The following is an 18848-nucleotide window of genomic DNA, read 5'->3' as shown; positions in this document are numbered from 1 at the left end:
CGGGAGGATGTTTCACCTCACCGGTAACGGCTCAGCGGGACAGCCCTTGGTTCAGACCGCCGGGCCGGCGTACCGCTTTCCGTTCAGGTAGGGCCACGGGTTCGCCGTGCAGCCGTGCAGGAACAGCGACTGCTGCTGCATCACCGGCGCCGGCCGCCCCGGCCCCCGGCACCCCTCGTGACGGTGCCCCAACTGGTGGCCCACCTCGTGGTTCACCACGTACGTCCGGTACAGCGCCAACGGCACACCACCCCGGACGAAGTGCGGCACCGACGTCCGCCACCGGTCCAGGTTGAGGATCACCTTCCCCGGCGCCCGGCACGACGTGTAGGGCACGCCATCGACCCGGATGTCGACGCCCCCGGCCCGGCACAACCGACCCGCGGTGTTCCGGGTCGCCAGCTCGACGGTGAAGTCGTACGGCGCGTTCCCCGGCACCCGGAGCAGCCGCAACCGCCCGCCGTCCACCCAACTGCCCGGCCCGGCCAACGCCGCCTGCACCTGGTCGGAGAAGTCCCGGACGTCCTCGCCGGAGCCGTCCTCCACGGCCACCCGGTACCGCCGCAGCACGCCGGACCGGCCGAGCATGGTCCCGGCCCGGTCGTCGTACCGGAAGGTGCCCCCGCCGGTCGTCGGCACCGGCCCGGACAACGCCAACGGCGGCACGGTCGTCGTCGGGACCACGGCCCCGGCCTGCTCCGCGGACGGCACCTCGACCGGCGGCACCGGTCCGGCCGCAGCGGACGGGCCGACCGGCCCGGAGCCGTGGGCGAGCCCCGCCCGCCCGAGCTCACCGACCGACCCTGAGACACCAGCGGCTCCCGACGCGTAGCCGGTGCCGAGGGCGGTGCCGGACGGTGCGACGGGGGTCGCCACCGGCCTGGCGACCAGCCGACCGACACCCGGCTCGGCACCTGCGGTGACCGCCAGCCCGCCGGAGACCACCACCAGCAGCAGTACGACGGCCAGCACCGCCGGACGCGACCGACCGGTGCCGACGGGCAGGCGGCGCAGGGCGACGGGCAGGCGGCGCAGGGCCAGGGAGAGGCGGCGCAGGGCGACGGAAGGGCGGCGGGTGCCGCGGGTCGGTCGCGGACCGTGACGTAGGAGCGCAGACATCCGGCTCAGGATGCCACCTCGGGCTGCCACGCCGCGTCACCACCGCACTCCGGCGCGTCGCTCCCGCCGGCCCGTGGCGCGACGTCACCGCCGGGGTGGGTGTCGGCGTCAGGCCGCCCGACGTCACCACTGACGGGCGGCGTGGGGGGCCGGTCGGGCGGCGTGCTCCCGGCCACCTCGGCGAGCAGGTGCAGCACGGCGCGGGCCACCGTACGCGGCACCTCCAGCTGCGCCACGTGCCCGACACCGGCCAGCATCATCAGCCGGCTGTCCGGGATGATCCGGGCCGTCTGCGGGGCCACCCGGACGTCCACCAGCCGGTCCTTCATACCCCCCACCACAAGCGTAGGCGCCTGGATCCCCGCGGCGATCCGCCACAACGACCCCGGCCCCGGCAGGTACGACCGCAGGAAACTGGCGACCAGGCCCCGGAACGTGCGGACGTACGCGGCGGCGTAGTGGGTCGCCTCGTACCGGATCCGGATCTCCTCCAGCGCTTCCTGCCGGCGCTGCTCGCTGATCCGGCTCAGGTCGGCCACGCACGCCTCCATCGCCTGCTGGGCCATCACCTCCGGGGCCAGCTGGGCGAGCCGCCAGGCGGCCAGCCGCTCCCCGCGCGGGATGGCCAGCAGCGGCAGCATCCGCCCCTGCAACGAGCGGCCGAAGTTCAGGAACGGCAGGGCCGGCGAGATCAGGGTGAGGGTACGCACCAGGTCCGGCCGGCGACCTGCGACGTACACCGAGACCGCCCCGCCGAGCGAGTTGCCGAACAGGTGCACCGGACCCCGCCCGGAGTGCTCGATCCAGCGCACCACCCGCTCGGCGAAGGCCGGGATGGTGTACCGCAGCCCCGGTTCGCTACGGCCGAAACCGGGCAGGTCGATCGCCTGCCCGTCGAGGCGGTCGGCGAGCAGGCCGGCGAGGTCCGTCCAGTTCTGCGACGAACCGCCAAGTCCGTGCACGTAGAGCGCCGGTTCCGCGTCCGGCCCGGTGGCCGGGGTGTCCCGGACGTAGGTGAGCATGCCGTCGAGGCGTACCGCCCGGCCGGGCCAGGGAGGGGGCAGCCGGTGCGGGGGCAGGTGCTCCTCGGGCCAGAGGGCGGCGCGCTTCATACCGGCAGTGTTCCCGTCCCGTCCCCGTACCGACAACGTGCCAGGTCAGCCAGGCTCATGATCAGGCCAGCCGCACAGTCAGGCGAGCAGCGCTTCGAGGCGACGGTTGACCGCCGCCAGGGTGGCCCGGACCACCGCCTGGCGGGGATCCCCGGCGACAAGCGCCGAACCCGCCAACTGCTCCACCCAGCCGTCGCAGACCAGCAGCACCACCACTGTCGCCACCTCGCAGTTGCCGAACGGCACCACGGCGGCGTGCTCGACGAAGCAGCGTCCCCGCTCGACGGTGCGCTCGGCGTGGCGCAGCAACTCGTCCACGGCCGCCGCGGCGGCCACCGCGCAGAGCCGCAGCACGTACCCGTCCACGGCCGGCCCGGTGGCGTGCCCCGCCGCCGGTTCACCGGCGGCGAGCAGGCGTACCTCGACGTTGGCGTCCAGGCCGAAGGTGCTCACCTGGACGTGGTCGATGACCACCCGGGGCCCCGGCACGCCGCCGGTGTCCAACGGTCGCGAGGGCGCGGTCTCCGTCGTGGTCATCTGCCCACCACCCGAGTACGACGCGTTGAGCGTCGCCGGGCTCCCTGTCGGAGGCGGCAACTGCGAACCCGGGACTGTCTCCTCCACGCTGGCCCGACCCCGGTGGGCGGTCGGCTGCCGGCGTCGCCGGGGTGCCCCGGACACGGTCGGCGACTGCTCGGCCGGCTGCTCCTCGTCCCAGATCGGTCCGCCGGTGGGGGCTTCCCCGCCGGTGCCGACCCCGGCAACCGGTCGCTCCGGGCCGGGCCCGTCGACCGACGGCTCCCCCGTCAGCCGGGCGGGCGCACCGACCGGCCGCTCCTCCATGGGCACCGGCGGGGTTACGGCCGGCGGGCCGGCGGACGGCAGGCCGGCGGACGGCAGGCCGGTGCGGGCCCGGCCGGTCGGTGCGCCGTGGTTCGGGTCCCGGCGATCGGTCGGGGTCGACTCGTCGCGGCCACGGGTCTCCCCGGAGCGCGGCTCACCGGTGCGGCGGCGCAGCGGCGGCGGCACCGGCGCGCTCGGCTCACCGGACAGGTTCTGCGGTGCCGCAGCGAGGCCCATCCGCTCCTGGAGCAGTCGGGCCACCAGCCGGCTCACCTCCGCCGGGTCGGCCCCGTCGGACAGGTCGAGTCGCAGGCTGTGCGCCCCGGCCGGGGTACGACGCAACGCCGCGTCCCGCACCCCGGCCACCTCACGTACGGCGTCCAGGATCGCGTTGACGTCGAAGCCCTCGGGGCGTTCCCGCGGTGGGGCAGGCTCGTCGTCACGGCGCAGGTGGGTGGCGATTCGGGCGAGTTCGGGGGTCTCGGCGGGGGGCTCCACGGCTGGCGGCTCCGGCACGACGGGGACGTCCGGTTCGGCAGGGACGCGCTGCGGCAGCACCGCCGTGCCCCGGTCCGGCCTCCGTTCGTCCACCACCGGTTCGGCCGTGGTCAGCGGGTCAGGGGCGGATCGGCGGGCCGCGTAGGGGGGGTCGCTCGTCGGGGCGGGCGCGGGCGGGATCTGGTCCAGGCGGCGTGGCCCGCTCGCGGTGGGGGCGCCGACGGCGGTGGCATGGGTGCCGACGGCGGTGGCCGCGGGCTCCGGCGGGTGACCGGGAAGGTCGGCGGGACCGGGCGGCTGCGTCGGCACCGACCGAAGTCGGAACGGTTGCTCGGCGCGGCCGGCCGGTGGGGCGGCCGGCCGGTCGACCGGTTCGTCCCGGGGGAGCCGGAACGGTTGCTCGGTACGACCGGCCGGTGGGGTGGCCGGCAGCCCGGTGCCCCGTTCACCGCCGGAGGCGGACGGCAACCCGACCGGTTCGTCCCGGGAAAGCGGCAACCTGACTGGTTCGTCCCGAGACAGCGGCAACCTGATCGGCTCGTCCCGAGACAGCGGCAAGCCGGCCGGTTCGTCCCGGGGCAGCGGCAACCTGACCGGTTCGTCGCGGGGCAGGAGAGGCGTTCCGGCCGGCTCGCCGCGAGGGGCGGGTGGCATGCCGGCCGGCTCGTCATAGGGCAGGGACGGCACGGCGGGCGGTGTGGCGGCGAGTCGGCCCATGGCCCACCCGGGCTGCTCGGCCGACCGGTCCACCGTGCGCTCCGGTACCGGCGGCTCACCCGACGGCCGCTCACGATCGGACCGCTCGACCCGGTCGGACCAGTCCCGCGCGGCAGGATCCGACCAGTCCCGTTCCCCCCGTTCCGGTCGACCGCTGCGGTCAGGCCAGTCCCGCGCGGGCCGGTCCTGTCCGGGCCGGTCCGTGCGATCCGACCACTCCTGGTCAGACCGGTCGCGGTCGGTGCGGTCGCCATCGGTGCGATCGGACCGGTCCTGGCCCGGCCGACCGGTGCGATCCGACCGGTCACGAGCCGACCAGTCCCGATCGGGGCGGTCGGACCAGTCACGATCGGGCCGGTCGGTGCGGTCGGACCACTTCCGTCCGGGCGGGTCGGGGTGCTCGGACCAGCTCTGTCCGGGCGGGTCGGGATGCTCGGACCAGTGACGATCGGGGTGGTCACGGTCGGGGCGGTCGGGGCCGGGATGACCCGGAGCGGACCGGTCGGCGGTCGGCCGGTGCCGGTCGGATCGGTCGACCACGGGCGGCGTGGGCTCCGGTACCGCCGGTGGAGTGACCGGTTCGGAGCGGGTCAGCTCGTACGGGCGCGGCACCTCCGAGCGCACCGGCTCGTACGGACGGGCGGGCTCGGCGCGCACCGGCTGGTACGGACGGGCGGGCTCGGCGCGCACCGGCTCGTAGGGGCGGGCGGGCTCGGCCGACCACTCCGCCGCCCGTTCGGCCCGGGTCCGGCGGGCGGCAGACGGGTCCTCGTCGCGGGCCCAGGAGGGCGCCCAGGTCCCGCCCCAGCTCGGCCGGTTCCAGCTCGGGCCGGACCAGTCCGGTTCGTCCGCTGCGGTGGCCTGCCGGCGCTCGGTGGACGACCGTTCCCCGCCACCATGCGGCCTGCCACCCTCCGGCCCGGCGGCACGCGACTCGCCACCCCCCGGCCCGGCAGCACGCGGCCCGACACCAGGCGGCCCGACACCAGGCGGCCCGGCACCATATGGATCTCCGCCACCCGGTTCGGTGCGCCGCGGCTGTGCGCCACCCGACTCGGTGCCTGCGGACGGCTCCCCCGGGGCGAAGCGGTCGGCCTCGTCGCGCCGCTCACCCTCGGCGGAAAAGCGGCCACCCCACTCGCGGCGGACTCCGGGCGGGGAGGACCCGGCCTCGCCCGGCTCGGGGGCGTGGAAACCTGGCGGCACCTCGAACCCGGAAGCAGCCGTGCCCACCGGGGGGACCTGCACCGCAGGCGGGGCCGATGCGGGCACGTCGCCGTCGGGCCAGCGCCCGGTGCCGGCCGAGGCGGAAACGTCACCGTCGGGCCAGCGCCCGGCGCCGGGGGTGGGGGGATCGTCCGAAGAGTGTCGGGCGGCCTCCGCCGAGTGCTGTTGCTCGGTCGGCGGCACCGGCCGCTGGGCCGGGACGACCAGCCGGTCACCGTCGGTGACCCGGGGTTCGTCTCCGGCGTACCGGGGATCGCCGGGTGGGGCGCTCACCGGATGACGCGGGGGGGCCGGGAAATCCGGTGCCGAGTCGTGACCATTGTGGTGCGCCCGACCGTTACGGAGGGGCTCCTCGCCGGCCGGCGGAGTGGTGAACGGCGCAGGTAGGTCTCCGTGTCGCGAGGGCGGCCCACCCCAGCCCGCCGTCGGGTCGGCCCGGTTCCACGGTGACCCGGCCTCCCGGTAGCCCGGGGCGTCGGCCCCGCCGGACCACCCGGCCCCAGGTGCCCACCCGCTGACGGAACGGGCCAGGTCGTCCTGCTGACCCGTACCGTCGTCGTGCTCTCCCGGGGTGGCGGCACCGGGTTGCCCTGATTCACTCACCGCGCGCTCCTTGGTCGCCCTCGCTGAGGCTACCGTGTGGTGACAGTGGCGATAAGTTACAGCGGCGGGCCAATTCCGGGGCCGGGGTGAGTGCCCTGACCGGTACGGGGTAGAAGTGCCGGCTGGAATGACGAAACTCGGAGGTTCCCATGACCGCTGTGGGGAACGGTGCGCAGACTGCCGGCCGGCCCACCCGGCTACCCCGTTCAGCACGCCGTAAGCAGCTACTCGCGGCGGCTCAGGAGGTGTTCGTAGCGCAGGGGTACCACGCCGCCGCGATGGACGACATCGCCGAGCGGGCCGGGGTTTCCAAGCCGGTGCTGTACCAGCACTTCCCGGGAAAGATGGATCTCTACCTGGCGCTGCTCGACACGCACTGTGACGCCATCGTCGCCAAGGTGCACGACGCGATGCGCGGCACCAGCGACAACAAGGAGCGGGTCGGGGCGTCGGTGCGGGCCTACTTCGACTTCGTCGACCACGAGAGCGAGGCGTTCCGGCTCGTCTTCGAGTCGGACCTGCGCAACGATCCGGCGGTCCGGCAGCGGGTCGAGCGGGTGGAGCAGGGCTGCATCGCGGCGATCACCGACACCATCATCTCGGACACCGGGGTCAGCCGGCCGCACGCCGAACTGCTCGCCTCCGGCCTGGTCGGCGCGGCCGAGACCGCCGCCCAGTTCTGGCTGGCCGGCGGCCGGCGGATGCCCAAGGCCGAGGCGGAGGCGCTGGTCGCCGCGCTGTCCTGGCGGGGCATCGCGAGCTTCCCGCTCCAGGGTGAGTCGGCCTGAACATCCTGCCCCGAGATCGGATAGCCTTCCGATCGGCGGCTATTTCGCCCACCTGAGGAGGCACAGTGGAGGTCAAGATCGGCGTGCAGTACGCGCCGCGCGAGCTGGTTGTGGAGAGCGCGCAGTCGCCGGCCGAGATCGAGCAGATCGTGACCGACGCCTTCGCCAAGGCCGAGGGGACGCTGTCCCTGACCGACGAGAAGGGTCGACGGGTCATCGTGCCGGTCGGCAAGGTCGCCTACGTCGAGATCGCCGAGGCGTCCCCCCGCGCGGTCGGGTTCACCGTTCGCTGAACCGGTCCGGCCCCTGCGGCGGGTGATCCCGCCGCAGGCCGGGCCCGGTGTCGGGCTGCCCTGACCGGATCGTGGCCGGTCAGCTCCGTCAGCCCGCTCTCCGGCCGCCGACGGCGGCCGACGGTGACCCGGGTCACATTTTCCACCCCCGGCGAAAAGCCGGGCCTCCAGGTCAGGGGCGTCTGCCTGCCTGCTCAGGTAGGATGAGGGTGTTGCCGTGGGCGCCGATCTGATCGAAGTCCTGCCTGCGGCGCGCGTGCGGCCCGGTCCGGCTCGGCGATTTTCCGCCGCCGATCGCGTGGCCCGCGCCATACCGAACGCGCCCTGAGGACAAAACGGGGCGCACCACGAGAGGGCACCCCCAGATCCAGATGAGCGAACAGATTCTCGACAAACTGGAGGGCCAGGAACTGGTCCCCACCGCCCCGGTCCGCCCGGAGGCCCCCACGTTCGCCGCGCTCGGCGCGCGGCCCGAGACCGTCGAGGCCCTGGCCGCGGCGGGCATCACCCGCGCCTTCGCGATCCAGGAGTACGCGATCCCGATCGCGCTGCGCGGCACCGACATGATCGGGCAGGCGCCGACCGGCACCGGCAAGACCCTCGGCTTCGGCGTACCGCTGTTGGAGCGGCTTCTCGCGCCGGGCGAGGGCAGCGACGGCGTGCCGCAGGCGCTTGTCGTCGTACCCACCCGTGAGCTGGGCATCCAGGTCGCCAAGGACCTCGCCGCCGCCGGGCGCACCCGGGGCGTGCGGGTGCTGCCGATCTACGGCGGGGTGGCGTACGAGCCGCAGATCGACGCGCTGCGCAAGGGCGTGGAGATCCTGGTCGGCACCCCGGGTCGGCTGATGGACCTGCAGAAGCAGAAGCACCTGCGGCTGGACCGGGTCCGTGCGCTCGTGCTCGACGAGGCCGACCGGATGCTCGACCTGGGCTTCCTCGACGACGTCGAGAAGATCCTGGCGATGCTGCCGGAGGACCGGCAGACCATGCTCTTCTCGGCCACCATGCCGGACCCGATCGTCACCCTGTCCCGGCGGTTCCTGCGCCGGCCGGTGACGATCCACGCCGGGCACACCGCCGAGACCGGCCCGTCGCCGCAGACCCAGCAGCTGGCGTACCGCACCCACTCGATGAACAAGATCGAGATCGTGGCGCGGATCCTCCAGGCCGAGGGGCGCGGGCTGACCATGATCTTCACCCGTACCAAGCGGGCCGCCGACCGGGTCGCCGAAGACCTCGACTTCCGTGGTTTCGCGGTGGCCGCGGTGCACGGTGACCTGGGCCAGGGCGCGCGGGAGCGGGCGCTACGCGCGTTCCGGGCCGGCAAGATCGACACTCTGGTCGCCACGGACGTGGCCGCCCGGGGCATCGACGTCAGCGGCGTCACCCACGTCATCAACTACGACTGCCCCGAAGACCAGGACACCTACACCCACCGGATCGGTCGTACCGGTCGGGCCGGGGCGACAGGTGTCGCGGTCACCTTCGTCGACTGGGACGACATGCCCCGGTGGCGGATCATCGACAAGACGCTCGGCCTGGACATGCCCGAGCCGCCGGAGACCTACCACACCTCCCCGCACCTCTACACCGACCTGGACATCTCGTCCGAGATGACCGGGACCCTGCCGACCGCCGAGCGGACCCGCGCCGGGCTCTCCGCCGAGGTCGAGGAGGACCTGGGTGGCCGGTCCCGCCGGGGCGAGAGCAGCGGCCGGAGCCCCCGACGCGGCGAGGGTCGGGGCCGTGGTGAGAGCAGTGGCCGTGGCGACGGCGGCGGCCGGGGTGAGAGCAGTGGCCGGGGCGCGGGCAGCGGTCGCGGCGAACGGCGTCGGGGTCGCCCCGGCACCGACGCGCCGGACGCCGCCGAGGCACCGGTCGAGTCCGCCGAGGAAGGCACCCGTACCCCCCGCCACCGGCGTCGCCGTCGGGCCGGCGAGGTGGTCGTGGGCGAGTCGACCGCGGTGACCGGCGGGGAGTCCACCGACACCGGCGCAGGCGCGGCTACCACCACGGGCGCGGCCACCGACACCGCCACCGCCGCAGGCGCGGCCACCGGGCCGGCCGCCGAGGGCGAGTCGACCCGGCCCCGTCGTCGGCGGCGTCGCCGTGGCGGCGGTTCCGGCACGGACACGCCGGCCGAGGCCACCGCCGACTGACGGACACCACCGACTGACGGACACCACCGACATCCCCCGGCCCGTATGGGCGTCCCGGGGGATGTCGCGTTTCCGCCCGGGGCGGGCGTCGGCGGGTCGGCGGTGCGGACCAGCGTCACCACCATTCGGACCCGAACCCGGGCCGAGCCAGCCCGTAGCCGGGCCCTCCGCCTCCGTTTGGCCCGGGACACGAGCAGACCCAGCTCATCCTCGGGCTTTGGTTGGCGAGAGGGCACCATGATCAGATTGCGATTTCGCGTACTCGCATCGGCGTGTCGTCTGCAAAACTGCAATCTGATCTTGAGGCCCCTCTGGGTCTGTGCGGGTGGGAGCAGACCAGCTACGGGCTTGTCGCGGGATGCCGCCGGGTGGGGCACCGGTGCGGTGCGGGACACCCCGGGCCGGCCCGCCCGCGGCAACCGGTCGGGCGGAAAGGATGATGGAACGATGCCGGAATCGCTCGACGCCGCCCTGACCGAGGTACGGGCGTTGCTGCTCGACCCCGCGCTGACCCGCGCCGTCGCCGCCGGCCGACGCAGGGGGCAGCGTCCCTCCGTGGTACGCGCCGAACTACGCCCGGTCGCCCTCAAGGCCGGCACCAGGCTACAGATCTCCACGTCCGACGGCGTCCGGCCGTACACCCGGAACGTGGTGCCGGGCGCGGACGCCGACGCGGCGGTCGACGCGCTGCTCGCCGAGCCGTTCGGCAACTGGCACGTGGAGACCGCGGTGGCGACCCTCCAGCTACGGGTGACCAAGTCCGGCGAGGCACAGGTACACCGGGCGGCGGCCAGCCGTCCGGCGGCCGAGCCGGAGCGCCACGACCGGGCCAAGGAGTACCTGCTCGACCCGGGGGACCCGATCTTCGCGACGATCGGCGGCAACGCCGCCAAGCGGCGGCAGGTGGACGCCTTCCTGCGCGCGCTGGCCGCCACCCTTCCCGACGAGCTCACCGGACGGCTGCGCGTGGTCGACCTGGGCTGCGGCAACGCCTACCTGACCTTCGCCGCCTACCGGTACCTGACCGGTCGGGGGCTGGACGTGGAGCTGGTCGGGGTGGACGTCCGAGAGGACCAACGGCAGCGCAACGGCGAGCTGGCCGAACGCCTCGGCTGGGCCGACCGGGTCTCCTTCGTGGCCGGCACCATCGCCGACGCGGTGGTGGAGCCCGCCCCCGACCTGGTGCTCGCGCTGCACGCCTGCGACACCGCCACCGACGAGGCGCTGGCCCGGGCGGTGCGCTGGGACGCCCGGTGGATCCTCGCCGCGCCGTGCTGCCACCACGACCTCGCGGCGCAGCTACGCGCCCGGCCGACGCCGGCACCGTACGAGTTGCTGACCCGGCAGGGCATCCTGCGGGAACGCTTCGCCGACGTGCTCACCGACGCGCTGCGGGCCGGGCTGCTGCGGGCGCACGGCTACCGGGCCGAGGTGGTCGAGTTCGTCGACTCCCGGCACACCCCCCGGAATCTGCTGATCCGGGCCCGCCGCACCGGCACCGGCACCGACGCCAACACAGGCACCGGCACAGGCACCGGCGGCCGCGCGGAGCGGGCACCTGGCGGGCCGGGCGGCGACGGGCCGCAGGCCGAATACCGACAGCTGGTCGACCAGTGGCAGGTGACCCCACGGCTGGCCACCCTGCTCGACGACCGTCCCACGCCGACCGGCGGTGCCTGAACCGGGCTCAGCGACGCCGGTCGCCACCCCGACCGCCGGGCCGCTCCCCCGTCGACCGGTCGAAGACCGAGGAGACCCGCTCGCGCGTCCCCCGCTCGTCGTCGGCGGGCGAGGTGGGGAACGGCACCACATTGCCGGACGTCTCGGTGTTGCCGGCGGCGGCGAAGGCGTTCCAGGAGATGTCGACCAGGAGGCGTTTGAGTTCGGCGTGCCGGGCGGCGGCGCTACGTTGCAGGGCCAACCGGACGCCGAGCACCACCCCCACCAGGGTGGTGGTGACAGCGCCGGCGGCGGCCAGGACGTGTGCCCCGGTCGCCGCCCCGTCACCGGTCGCCACCAGCACCAGCAACCAGATCCAGAAGCCCAGGGCGAAGACGCCCGCCTTGGCGACGAAGAAGAGACTGACCGCACCCGGGCGGTGCGGCACCGGACGGTCGGGCTCGGCCATGCTGCTCCTCCTGGGTGGCCCGGGAAGTGGTCCGGGAAGGGATCGGTGGCCCGGGGACCTGTCGAGTTTAGTTGACGGATGACAACGGCCACCGCTCCCCGAGGGCGACGAAACGGCCACGACCTGCGCCGCAGCCCGTCAGGCACCCGCCGCCGGGGCCCGGCGGTCGGTCGGTGAGTCACACCGTCAGCTCGTCGTACTACCCTCGAAGGGCGCACCGGACACCCCGACTCCCCCCGGAAGGGGACGATCTCACCGGCATGGGTTCGACAGAGGTTTCCCCACAGATGGCGTTCGCGCGTTTCGTGCGGCGGGCCATCGACGACGCCCGTGACGAGCGGGGTTGGACGGTGAGCGACCTCGCGGCCCACACAGGTGTCGGCCGGTCCACAGTCTTCCGTTGGCTCGCCGGTGACTGGCAGGACTACCCCGAGCTGGCCAAGGTGCGCGGCTTCTGCGCCGCCCTCGACCTGCCGGTCGCGGCGGCCTTCCGGGCGCTCGGCCTGCCCGACTCGGGGCCGGTGCCCCGCCGACGCGCCGACGACGGCCCGGTGGAGGCGGACATCAGGGTGATCCTCGACCGGCTGGCCGACCCGTCGGTGCCCGCCGAGGAGAAGCACCACATCCGCGATCTGCTCCGCTACCTGGCCCGCCGCCCGGTCCGCCGGGCCGGCTGAGTCGGGCCCGCCCGCCGGGCCGGCTGAGTCCGGGTCAGCGGACGGTGAGGGTGAACTCGGCGGTCCGCACCACGCCCGCCACCTGGAAGTCCAGGTACATCCGGTAGTTGCCGGGGCCGGGCGCGGTCAGCCAAAAGGTCACCGTGTCACCTGCCGGCCCGGGTCCGGGGTGCACGTGCAGGTAGCCCAGATCCCCCTCCCGGAGGGCGACCAGATGCCCGTACGCGCCGAGGTAACGCTCCAGGTTGGCGGGCCGTCCCGCCTGGTCGCGGACCTGGAACCGCAGCGGTACGGCGATCCCCACCTGCGGGCTGCCCGTGTAGTCGACGGTGAACCCGGCCACGGTCGCCCGGGTGGCCGGGGCGGGCAGCGGGCGGGGCGCGTAGTCCCCCGGTGCGACCAGGTCCACGCCCAGCGTGGCCGGGGTCTGCCGGCCGTCGTCGGCGACCACTGTGAAATCCGTGTACGCCCGCCAGACGCCCGGCTCGGGCAGGGTCAGCGGGACCGACCAGGTGCCGTCGGTGGCCATCGTCGGGTGCAGGTGCTGGAATCCGGTGAGGTCACGGCGTACCACGACCAGGTGCATCGGCTTGTCGTGCACGATCGCGAACCGGGTGACCGCCCGCCGCTGGGCGTCCCGGATCTGGAACCGCAGTTCACCCGCCCGCCCGGCGACGAACTCCCCACCCGACGGGGTGAGCGTGTAGCCGCCGGAGGTGACCGAAAGGCCGGTGGCCGCGTCGCCGGCCGGCTGCCCGGCGGTCGCGTCGTGCTGGTGTGCCCCGGTGCCGGGGGCGTGGGTGTGGTCACCGGTGGCGGTGGCCGCGGTCGCCGCCGTGGGACCGGCCGGTCTCCCGTTGGCCCGGCCGAGGCCGAAGCCGAGCAGGACGGCCAGGACAAGGCCACCCACCACCAGCGCCAGCCGCAGCGTGGCCCGATCCGGAGCGACCCCCGACGCCCCACCACCGGCTGCGGCCCCACCCGCAGGCAGCGTCCATCCGCCGGGCTCCGCGATGCCCCCGTCGACGCCCGGTCCATCCCCGTCCACCGGTTCCAGGGTGCTCCCGACGACGCCCGCTCCACCCCGGTCCGCCGGTTCCGCGACGCTCCCGACGACGCCCCGGGCGTCCCGGTCCACCTGGTCCGAGCTGCCCTCGTCGGTCGCCGGCCCGCCGCGACCTGCCGGGTCGGCGGGCCGGGTGACGGATCGCTGGTCGGCCATCCGCCCACCGTACCGCCGTCGCCGTCGGCGTCGGCGCGACGGCCGGACACCGTGGCGACGGTCGCAATACGGCCGGTCAGGGAACCGGGTCCGGTCGGCCCGTCTGCCGGCGACCGTCCGCTCATCGCCGAGACCGCGACCCGGGCAGGCGGCGCGACCCGAGGCGGGCGGCGCGACCCGAGGCGGGCGGCGCGAACGGTCGGCATCCGGATCGGGTCAGCCGGCGACGGCGAGGGCGAGCGGGAGGACGTCGGGGGCGCCGGCCCGGCGCAGCAGGCGGGCTGCCATCGTCATCGTCCACCCGGAGTCGACCAGGTCGTCGACGAGCAGCACCGGGCCGTCCAACCCGGCCAGCGCCCCGGCCACCTCGTCGGCGACGGCGAAGGCGTCGTGCAGGGCGCGTACCCGCTGGGCGCTGTTGCCGCGCGGCCCGCCGGCCCCCGCCGGGCCGATCGGGGTGACCAGGCCGAGCAGCGGCAGCCGGCCGACCGTGGCGATGCGCTCGGCGAGCGAGGCGACCAGGGCCGGGTGGCTACGGGAACCTACCGCGACCACGCCGGCCGGGCGGCGCGGCCACGGGTCGTCGCCGTGCGCCCAGGCCTTCAGCACCTCGACCACGGCCGCCGCCACGTCGTCGGGGACCGGGCCGTCGGCGGTGTCCGGGCCGACCAGGCCGCGCAGCCGACCGCCCCAGCCCAGATCGGACAGCCGCCCCACGGCCCGACCGGGCAGCGCCTGCTCCGTCGGGGGAATCCGCCCCTTCAGCGGTACGCCGACCGCGTCGAGGCCGGTCGGCCAGAGCTTCTTGGGGGCGATCTGCACCCCGGGACGGCCGAGGAAGGTCTGTGCGGCGGTCAACGCGGGGCCGGAGACGTCGGCGGTGAACAGGGGCGCGGCACAGCGGTCACACCGGCCGCAGTCGTCCGCCCCGCTGTCGTCCAGGCACTCCCGCAGGTAACGCATCCGGCAACCGGGCGTGCTCGCGTACTCGCGCATGGCCTGCTGCTCGGCGGTGCGGGCCTGGGCGACGCGACGTAGCCGGGCCTCGTCGTAGGTCCAGGGCTCGCCGGTGGCGAGCCAGCCGCCGCGTACCCGGCGGACCGCGCCGTCGACGTCGAGCACCTTGAGCATCAGTTCCAGGCGGGTCCGGCGCAGGTCGACGATGGGTTCCAGGGCCTGGGTGGAGAGCGGCCGGTCGGTGTGCAGGGCGGCCAGCACCGTCCGCACCTGCTCCTCGGGCGGGAAGGCGAGCGAGGCGAAGTACCGCCAGATGGCGGCGTCCTCGACACCGGGCAGCAGCAGCACCTCGGCGTGTTCGACTGCGCGGCCCGCGCGGCCGACCTGCTGGTAGTAGGCGATCGGCGAGGGCGGTGCCCCGAGGTGCACGACGAAACCGAGATCGGGCTTGTCGAAGCCCATCCCGAGCGCGCTGGTCGCCACCAGGGCCTTGATCTTGTTGTCGAGCAGGTCCTGTTCGGCGGCGCGGCGGTCGGCGTCCTCGGCCTGACCGGTGTAGGAGGCCACCGACCAGCCGCGCCCGCGCAGGAACTCGGCGGTCTCGGTGGCCGCCGCGACGGTGAGCGTGTAGATGATCCCGGAGCCGGGCAGCGCGTCCAGGTGATCGGCGAGCCAGCCCAGCCGGTGCGCCGGGCTGGGCAGGTCGAGCACGGCCAACCGCAGCGACTCCCGGTCGAGCGTGCCCCGCAGCACCAGCACGTCCGGCCGCCGCCCACCGGCGCCGACGGGCGACGCCGCAGGGTCGGGGGGCGACGCGGCGCGGTCGATGCTGGTCGCAGCGGGCGACGCGGCACGGTCGGCGGGAAGTGCGGCGCGGTCGGCGGGAGGTGCGGCGCGGTCGGCGGGGGGTGGGGTCGGTTCGGTGCCGAGTTGTTCGGCGACGTCCCGGGTCACCCGCTCGTTGGCGGTGGCGGTGGTGGCCAGCACCGGGGTCCGCTCCGGCAGGTTGGCCAGGAAGGTACGCAGCCGGCGGTAGTCGGGCCGGAAGTCGTGCCCCCAGTCGGAGACGCAGTGCGCCTCGTCCACCACCAGCAGTCCGGTGGTCGCGGCCAGCCTCGGCAGGACGGCGTCGCGGAAGTCCGGGTTGTTGAGCCGCTCGGGGCTGATCAGCAGCACGTCCACCGCCCCGGCGTGGATCTCGGCGGTGATCTGGTCCCACTCGTCGAGGTTGGCGGAGTTGATGGTGCGGGCCCGGATGCCGGCGCGGGCCGCCGCCTCCACCTGGTTTCGCATCAGCGCCAGCAGCGGCGAGACGATGACCGTCGGCCCGTGCTCGCCGCGCTCGCGCAGCAGGGCTGTGGCCACGAAGTAGACCGCCGACTTGCCCCACCCGGTGCGCTGCACGCAGAGCACCCGGCGCTTGTCGACCACGAGCGCCTCGATGGCCCGCCACTGGTCCTCACGCAGCCGGGCATGCGCACCGGCGAGCCGCCGCAGCACCTCCTCGGCCCGCTCCCGCACCCCCACCCGCCCCTGATCCCCCGCCAGCCCCTGATCCACCCGCCATTCCTACCACCCCGGCCGGACAGCCCGACCTCCCAAGGAGTTGATCAAGAGGTTTACGTCACGATCCAGCTTCTGGATGACGCAAACCTCTTGATCACCGGGGCTAACCCGGCGGGGCTAATCCCGGCGGCGCACACCGGCGGGGCTAGCGGGGGGAGCGGGGGGAGGGGCGGAGGGGTCGGGTTAGGGGGGCGAGGCGGGGGGCGAGGCTGGCCAGGCCGCCGGGGAAGAAGTAGACGGCCAGGATGAAGACGGTGCCGAGGACGAACAGCGGCTGACTCAGCGGGGCGCTCAGCACGCCGGGCAGGGCGTCCACGGCGGCGCTGCTGCCGAACGCGGTGAGCCGGTGGTCGAGGTACATGTAGACGATGCCGCCGAGGACCGGCCCCCAGCGCGTACCCGGGCCGCCGAGCACCACCATGACCAGCAGCGACAGGGTCAGCTCGGAGGTGGTGACGTGTGGGCTGGCCCCGCCGACGATCAGGCAGTACACCACCCCGCCGGCCGAGGCCAGCCCACCGGCCAGGGTGAACGCGACCAGCTTGAACCGGTACGGGTCGAGCCCGAGCACCCCGATCCGCCGTTCGTCGTCGCGCAGCCCGGCCAGCACCCGGCCGGTCGGCGAGCCGCTGACCCGGTGCACCACCAGCACCACGACCGCCAGGTAGGCCAGCGCCAGCCAGTACAGGTTGACCGTGTTGGTCACCCCGACCAGGGCCGCCGGCAGCCCGGAGACGTCGAGCGGCAACCCCTCCTCGCCGCCGGTGAAGCCCCAGAAGTCCCTGGTCACCAGGATCGCGCCGACCTGGGCGAAGGCCAGCGTCACCATGGCGAAGGCGATGCCGACCGTACGCAGCGCGATCGCGCCGAGCAGCCCGGCGAGGGTGGTCGCGCCGACCACGGTGAGCAGCGCCGCCTGCCACAGGGCCAGCCCGGCGTGGGTGACAAGCACGTCGGTGCCGTACACCCCGGCGGCGAAGTAGAGGGCGTGGCCGAAGGAGAGCATCCCGGTCCGCCCGAACAGCAGGTCGTAGCCGGCGGCGAGACCGCCGAAGACCAGGCAGATGGCGAGCAGTTGCAGGGTGCCCGGCGAGTTCAGCGGCCCCTCGAAGAGCCCCGGCAGGTGCACGGTCGAGTACGGCACGATCGCCGCCACGCCCAGCGCCCCCAGCGGCAGGAACGGCCGCACCCCGTGCCAGCGGGACCGGGGCGGGGTCAGCTCGGCCGGTACGGCGGCCGGTGGTGCGTCGACCATCGAGTCGCTCATGCGTGTGCCACCTTCCCGGCGAAGCCCTGCGGACGCAGCAGCAGCACCACGGCGAGCAGCCCGACCACGCAGATGTCGCCGAGCCCGGACGGGCCGTAGTAGTTGACGAACTGTTGCAGCAGCCCCACCACGACGGCCGCGTACGCGGACCCGACCACCGAGCCCATGCCGCCGATCACCACCACGATGAACGCGAAGATCAGCAGCGAGCCGCCCTGACCGGGTGAGACGGTGCCGTAGTAGGTGCTGCCGAGCGCCCCGGCCAGTGCGGCGGCGGCCCCACCGATCGCGAAGACCAGGGTGAACGCCTTGCGCACGTCGATGCCGAGCGCGGTGACCATCTCCCGGTTCTCCACCCCGGCCCGGATGATCAGGCCGTACCGGGTCCAGCGGAGGAAGGCCAGCAGCGCGCCGAGCACCAGCACGGCCGCCACGATCAGCAGCAGCCCGCCGTTGGGCACGTTCGCCCCGAGGACCGTGGTGACCTGCCGGGTCCACGCCGGCCGGGGGAACGGCCGGGCGTCCGCACCCCAGGTGGCCTGGAGCAGCGCCACCCCGGCCAGCGACAGGCCGACGGTGACGAGCACCTGTTCGATGGTGCGGGAGTAGAGCGGTCGGATCAGCACCAGCTCCACGAGCACCGCGACCAGCACCCCGGCGGCCACCCCGAAGGCCACCGCCAGCACGAATCCGAGGCCGTCGGGGCCGGCGCCGGGCAGGTTCCCAGCCGCCCACCAGGTGGCGTACGCGCCGACGCCGAGGAACAGCCCGTGCGCGAAGTTCAGCACGTCGGCCAGCCCGAAGACCAGGGAGAGCCCCGAGGCGACCAGGAAGTACAGCGCCGCCAGGCCCAGCCCGGTCAACGTCAGCAGCACGATGTCGCTCACTGGTGCACCCTTGTCTCACTCGGGCCGTGGCCGCCGGAGCCGACGCCGAGCAGGGAGCGGGTCAGCTCGGTCTCCCGCAGCAGTTCCGACGCGTCCCCGGCCCAGGCCACCCGGCCGGCGGCGAGCACCACGGCGTCGGTGGCCAGCCGGCGCACCACCGCCAGGTTCTGCTCCACAAGCAGCACCGGCACGGTCTCGGCGACCCGTTCCAGCACCTCGGCCACCTCGGTCACCACCTTCGGCGCCAACCCCTTGGTCGGCTCGTCGACGAGCAGCAGCCGGTTGTCGTTGAGCAGCACCCGGCCGATGGCGAGCATCTGCTGCTGCCCGCCGGAGAGCGAACCGGCCCGTTGCCGTCCGCGCCGGTCCAGCTCCGGAAAGAGCGCGAACACCCGGTCGTACGCGGGCGTGGTGCCGCGTCGTTCGGCGAGCCGCAGGTTCTCGGCGACGGTGAGGCCGGCGAAGACGTCCCGGTCCTCCGGCACGTAGCCGAGCCCGTCGCGGACCAGCCGGTGGGTGGGCCGCCCGAGCAGGCTCCGCTGGCCCGTCCGGACGGTGCCGCGCACCTCGCCGCCCCGGGGGGTGAGCCCGAGGACCGCGCGCAACGTGGTGGTCTTGCCGACGCCGTTGCGCCCGAGCAGCACTGTCACCCCGGTCGGCGCGACGGTGAACGACACCCCCTGGAGGATGTGCAGCCCGGCGATCCGCACCGACAACCCCTCCACCCTCAGCACCGACGTCACCGCGCCGTCTTCCGTTCGCGACTGCGGGGCTCGCAAAACCGG

General features: G+C 74.6%; 13 protein-coding genes and 2 pseudogenes. 5 read left to right on the top strand and 10 right to left on the bottom strand.

The genetic code is table 11. The features are described 5' to 3' along the window. Nucleotides 1–51: 51 nt before the first annotated feature. The 3 genes from OHQ87_RS28035 to OHQ87_RS28025 form a co-directional block, all read right to left on the bottom strand. Entirely contained in the window at nt 52–1119 is a 1068-nt protein-coding gene (locus OHQ87_RS28035; RefSeq protein WP_328342725.1) for a DUF3152 domain-containing protein, read from the bottom strand. 5 nt (nt 1120–1124) lie between these two features. After that, nucleotides 1125–2231, bottom strand: a complete 1107-nt coding sequence (locus OHQ87_RS28030) for an alpha/beta fold hydrolase (RefSeq protein ID WP_328342723.1) — start codon at nt 2229–2231, stop codon at nt 1125–1127. Nucleotides 2232–2309: 78 nt separating this feature from the next. Then, complete coding sequence (locus tag OHQ87_RS28025; protein WP_328342721.1) at nt 2310–4070, bottom strand: Daple; 1761 nt, start codon at nt 4068–4070, stop codon at nt 2310–2312. A gap of 2198 nt (nt 4071–6268) precedes the next feature. Here OHQ87_RS28025 and OHQ87_RS28020 point away from each other — a divergent pair. From OHQ87_RS28020 to OHQ87_RS28005, 4 genes are all read left to right on the top strand, one after another. Further along, the gene (locus OHQ87_RS28020; RefSeq protein WP_328342719.1) at nt 6269–6907 is read left to right on the top strand and encodes a TetR/AcrR family transcriptional regulator; all 639 of its coding nucleotides are present in this window, start codon (nt 6269–6271) and stop codon (nt 6905–6907) included. A gap of 65 nt (nt 6908–6972) precedes the next feature. Next, nucleotides 6973–7200 carry a DUF3107 domain-containing protein gene (locus OHQ87_RS28015; protein ID WP_328342717.1) on the top strand — a complete coding sequence of 76 codons (228 nt, stop codon included), beginning with the start codon at nt 6973–6975 and terminating at the stop codon, nt 7198–7200. Nucleotides 7201–7571: 371 nt separating this feature from the next. Further along, a complete protein-coding gene (locus OHQ87_RS28010; protein ID WP_328342716.1) occupies nt 7572–9359 on the top strand; it encodes a DEAD/DEAH box helicase in 1788 nt (595 codons plus the stop codon). Nucleotides 9360–9806: 447 nt separating this feature from the next. Beyond that, entirely contained in the window at nt 9807–11039 is a 1233-nt protein-coding gene (locus tag OHQ87_RS28005) for a class I SAM-dependent methyltransferase (protein ID WP_328342714.1), read from the top strand. A 7-nt stretch (nt 11040–11046) separates the two neighbouring features. On the opposite strand, the gene OHQ87_RS28000 is transcribed toward OHQ87_RS28005, so the two are convergent. Further along, on the bottom strand, nt 11047–11487 hold the full coding sequence (locus OHQ87_RS28000; protein ID WP_328342713.1) for a hypothetical protein: 441 nt from the start codon (nt 11485–11487) through the stop codon (nt 11047–11049). A 260-nt stretch (nt 11488–11747) separates the two neighbouring features. On the opposite strand from OHQ87_RS28000, the gene OHQ87_RS27995 reads away from it, so the two are divergent. After that, complete coding sequence (locus OHQ87_RS27995) at nt 11748–12164, top strand: helix-turn-helix domain-containing protein (RefSeq protein WP_328342712.1); 417 nt, start codon at nt 11748–11750, stop codon at nt 12162–12164. A 34-nt stretch (nt 12165–12198) separates the two neighbouring features. Here OHQ87_RS27995 and OHQ87_RS27990 read toward each other — a convergent pair whose 3' ends face one another. From OHQ87_RS27990 to OHQ87_RS27965, 6 genes and pseudogenes are all read right to left on the bottom strand, one after another. Continuing rightward, nucleotides 12199–13386: a hypothetical protein gene (locus tag OHQ87_RS27990; protein WP_328342711.1), complete on the bottom strand. Its 1188-nt coding sequence runs from the start codon at nt 13384–13386 to the stop codon at nt 12199–12201. Between the two features lie 216 nt (nt 13387–13602). Continuing rightward, nucleotides 13603–15117: pseudogene (locus OHQ87_RS27985) on the bottom strand (helicase-related protein); the annotation flags it as partial. 135 nt (nt 15118–15252) lie between these two features. Beyond that, nucleotides 15253–15870: pseudogene (locus OHQ87_RS27980) on the bottom strand (DEAD/DEAH box helicase); the annotation flags it as partial. 184 nt (nt 15871–16054) lie between these two features. Further along, the gene (locus OHQ87_RS27975) at nt 16055–17176 is read right to left on the bottom strand and encodes a branched-chain amino acid ABC transporter permease (protein ID WP_328342710.1); all 1122 of its coding nucleotides are present in this window, start codon (nt 17174–17176) and stop codon (nt 16055–16057) included. Continuing rightward, a complete protein-coding gene (locus OHQ87_RS27970; protein WP_328342708.1) occupies nt 17173–18063 on the bottom strand; it encodes a branched-chain amino acid ABC transporter permease in 891 nt (296 codons plus the stop codon). Before OHQ87_RS27970 ends, OHQ87_RS27975 begins: the two co-directional genes overlap by 4 nt. Beyond that, the gene (locus OHQ87_RS27965) at nt 18060–18806 is read right to left on the bottom strand and encodes an ABC transporter ATP-binding protein (protein WP_328342706.1); all 747 of its coding nucleotides are present in this window, start codon (nt 18804–18806) and stop codon (nt 18060–18062) included. Before OHQ87_RS27965 ends, OHQ87_RS27970 begins: the two co-directional genes overlap by 4 nt. Nucleotides 18807–18848: the final 42 nt, after the last annotated feature.

The sequence above is a fragment of the Micromonospora sp. NBC_00421 genome, from assembly GCF_036017915.1.
GTDB lineage: Bacteria > Actinomycetota > Actinomycetes > Mycobacteriales > Micromonosporaceae > Micromonospora.
Note: the sequence above shows the minus strand (reverse complement) of the source record. Positions and strands in the feature narration are given on the sequence as shown.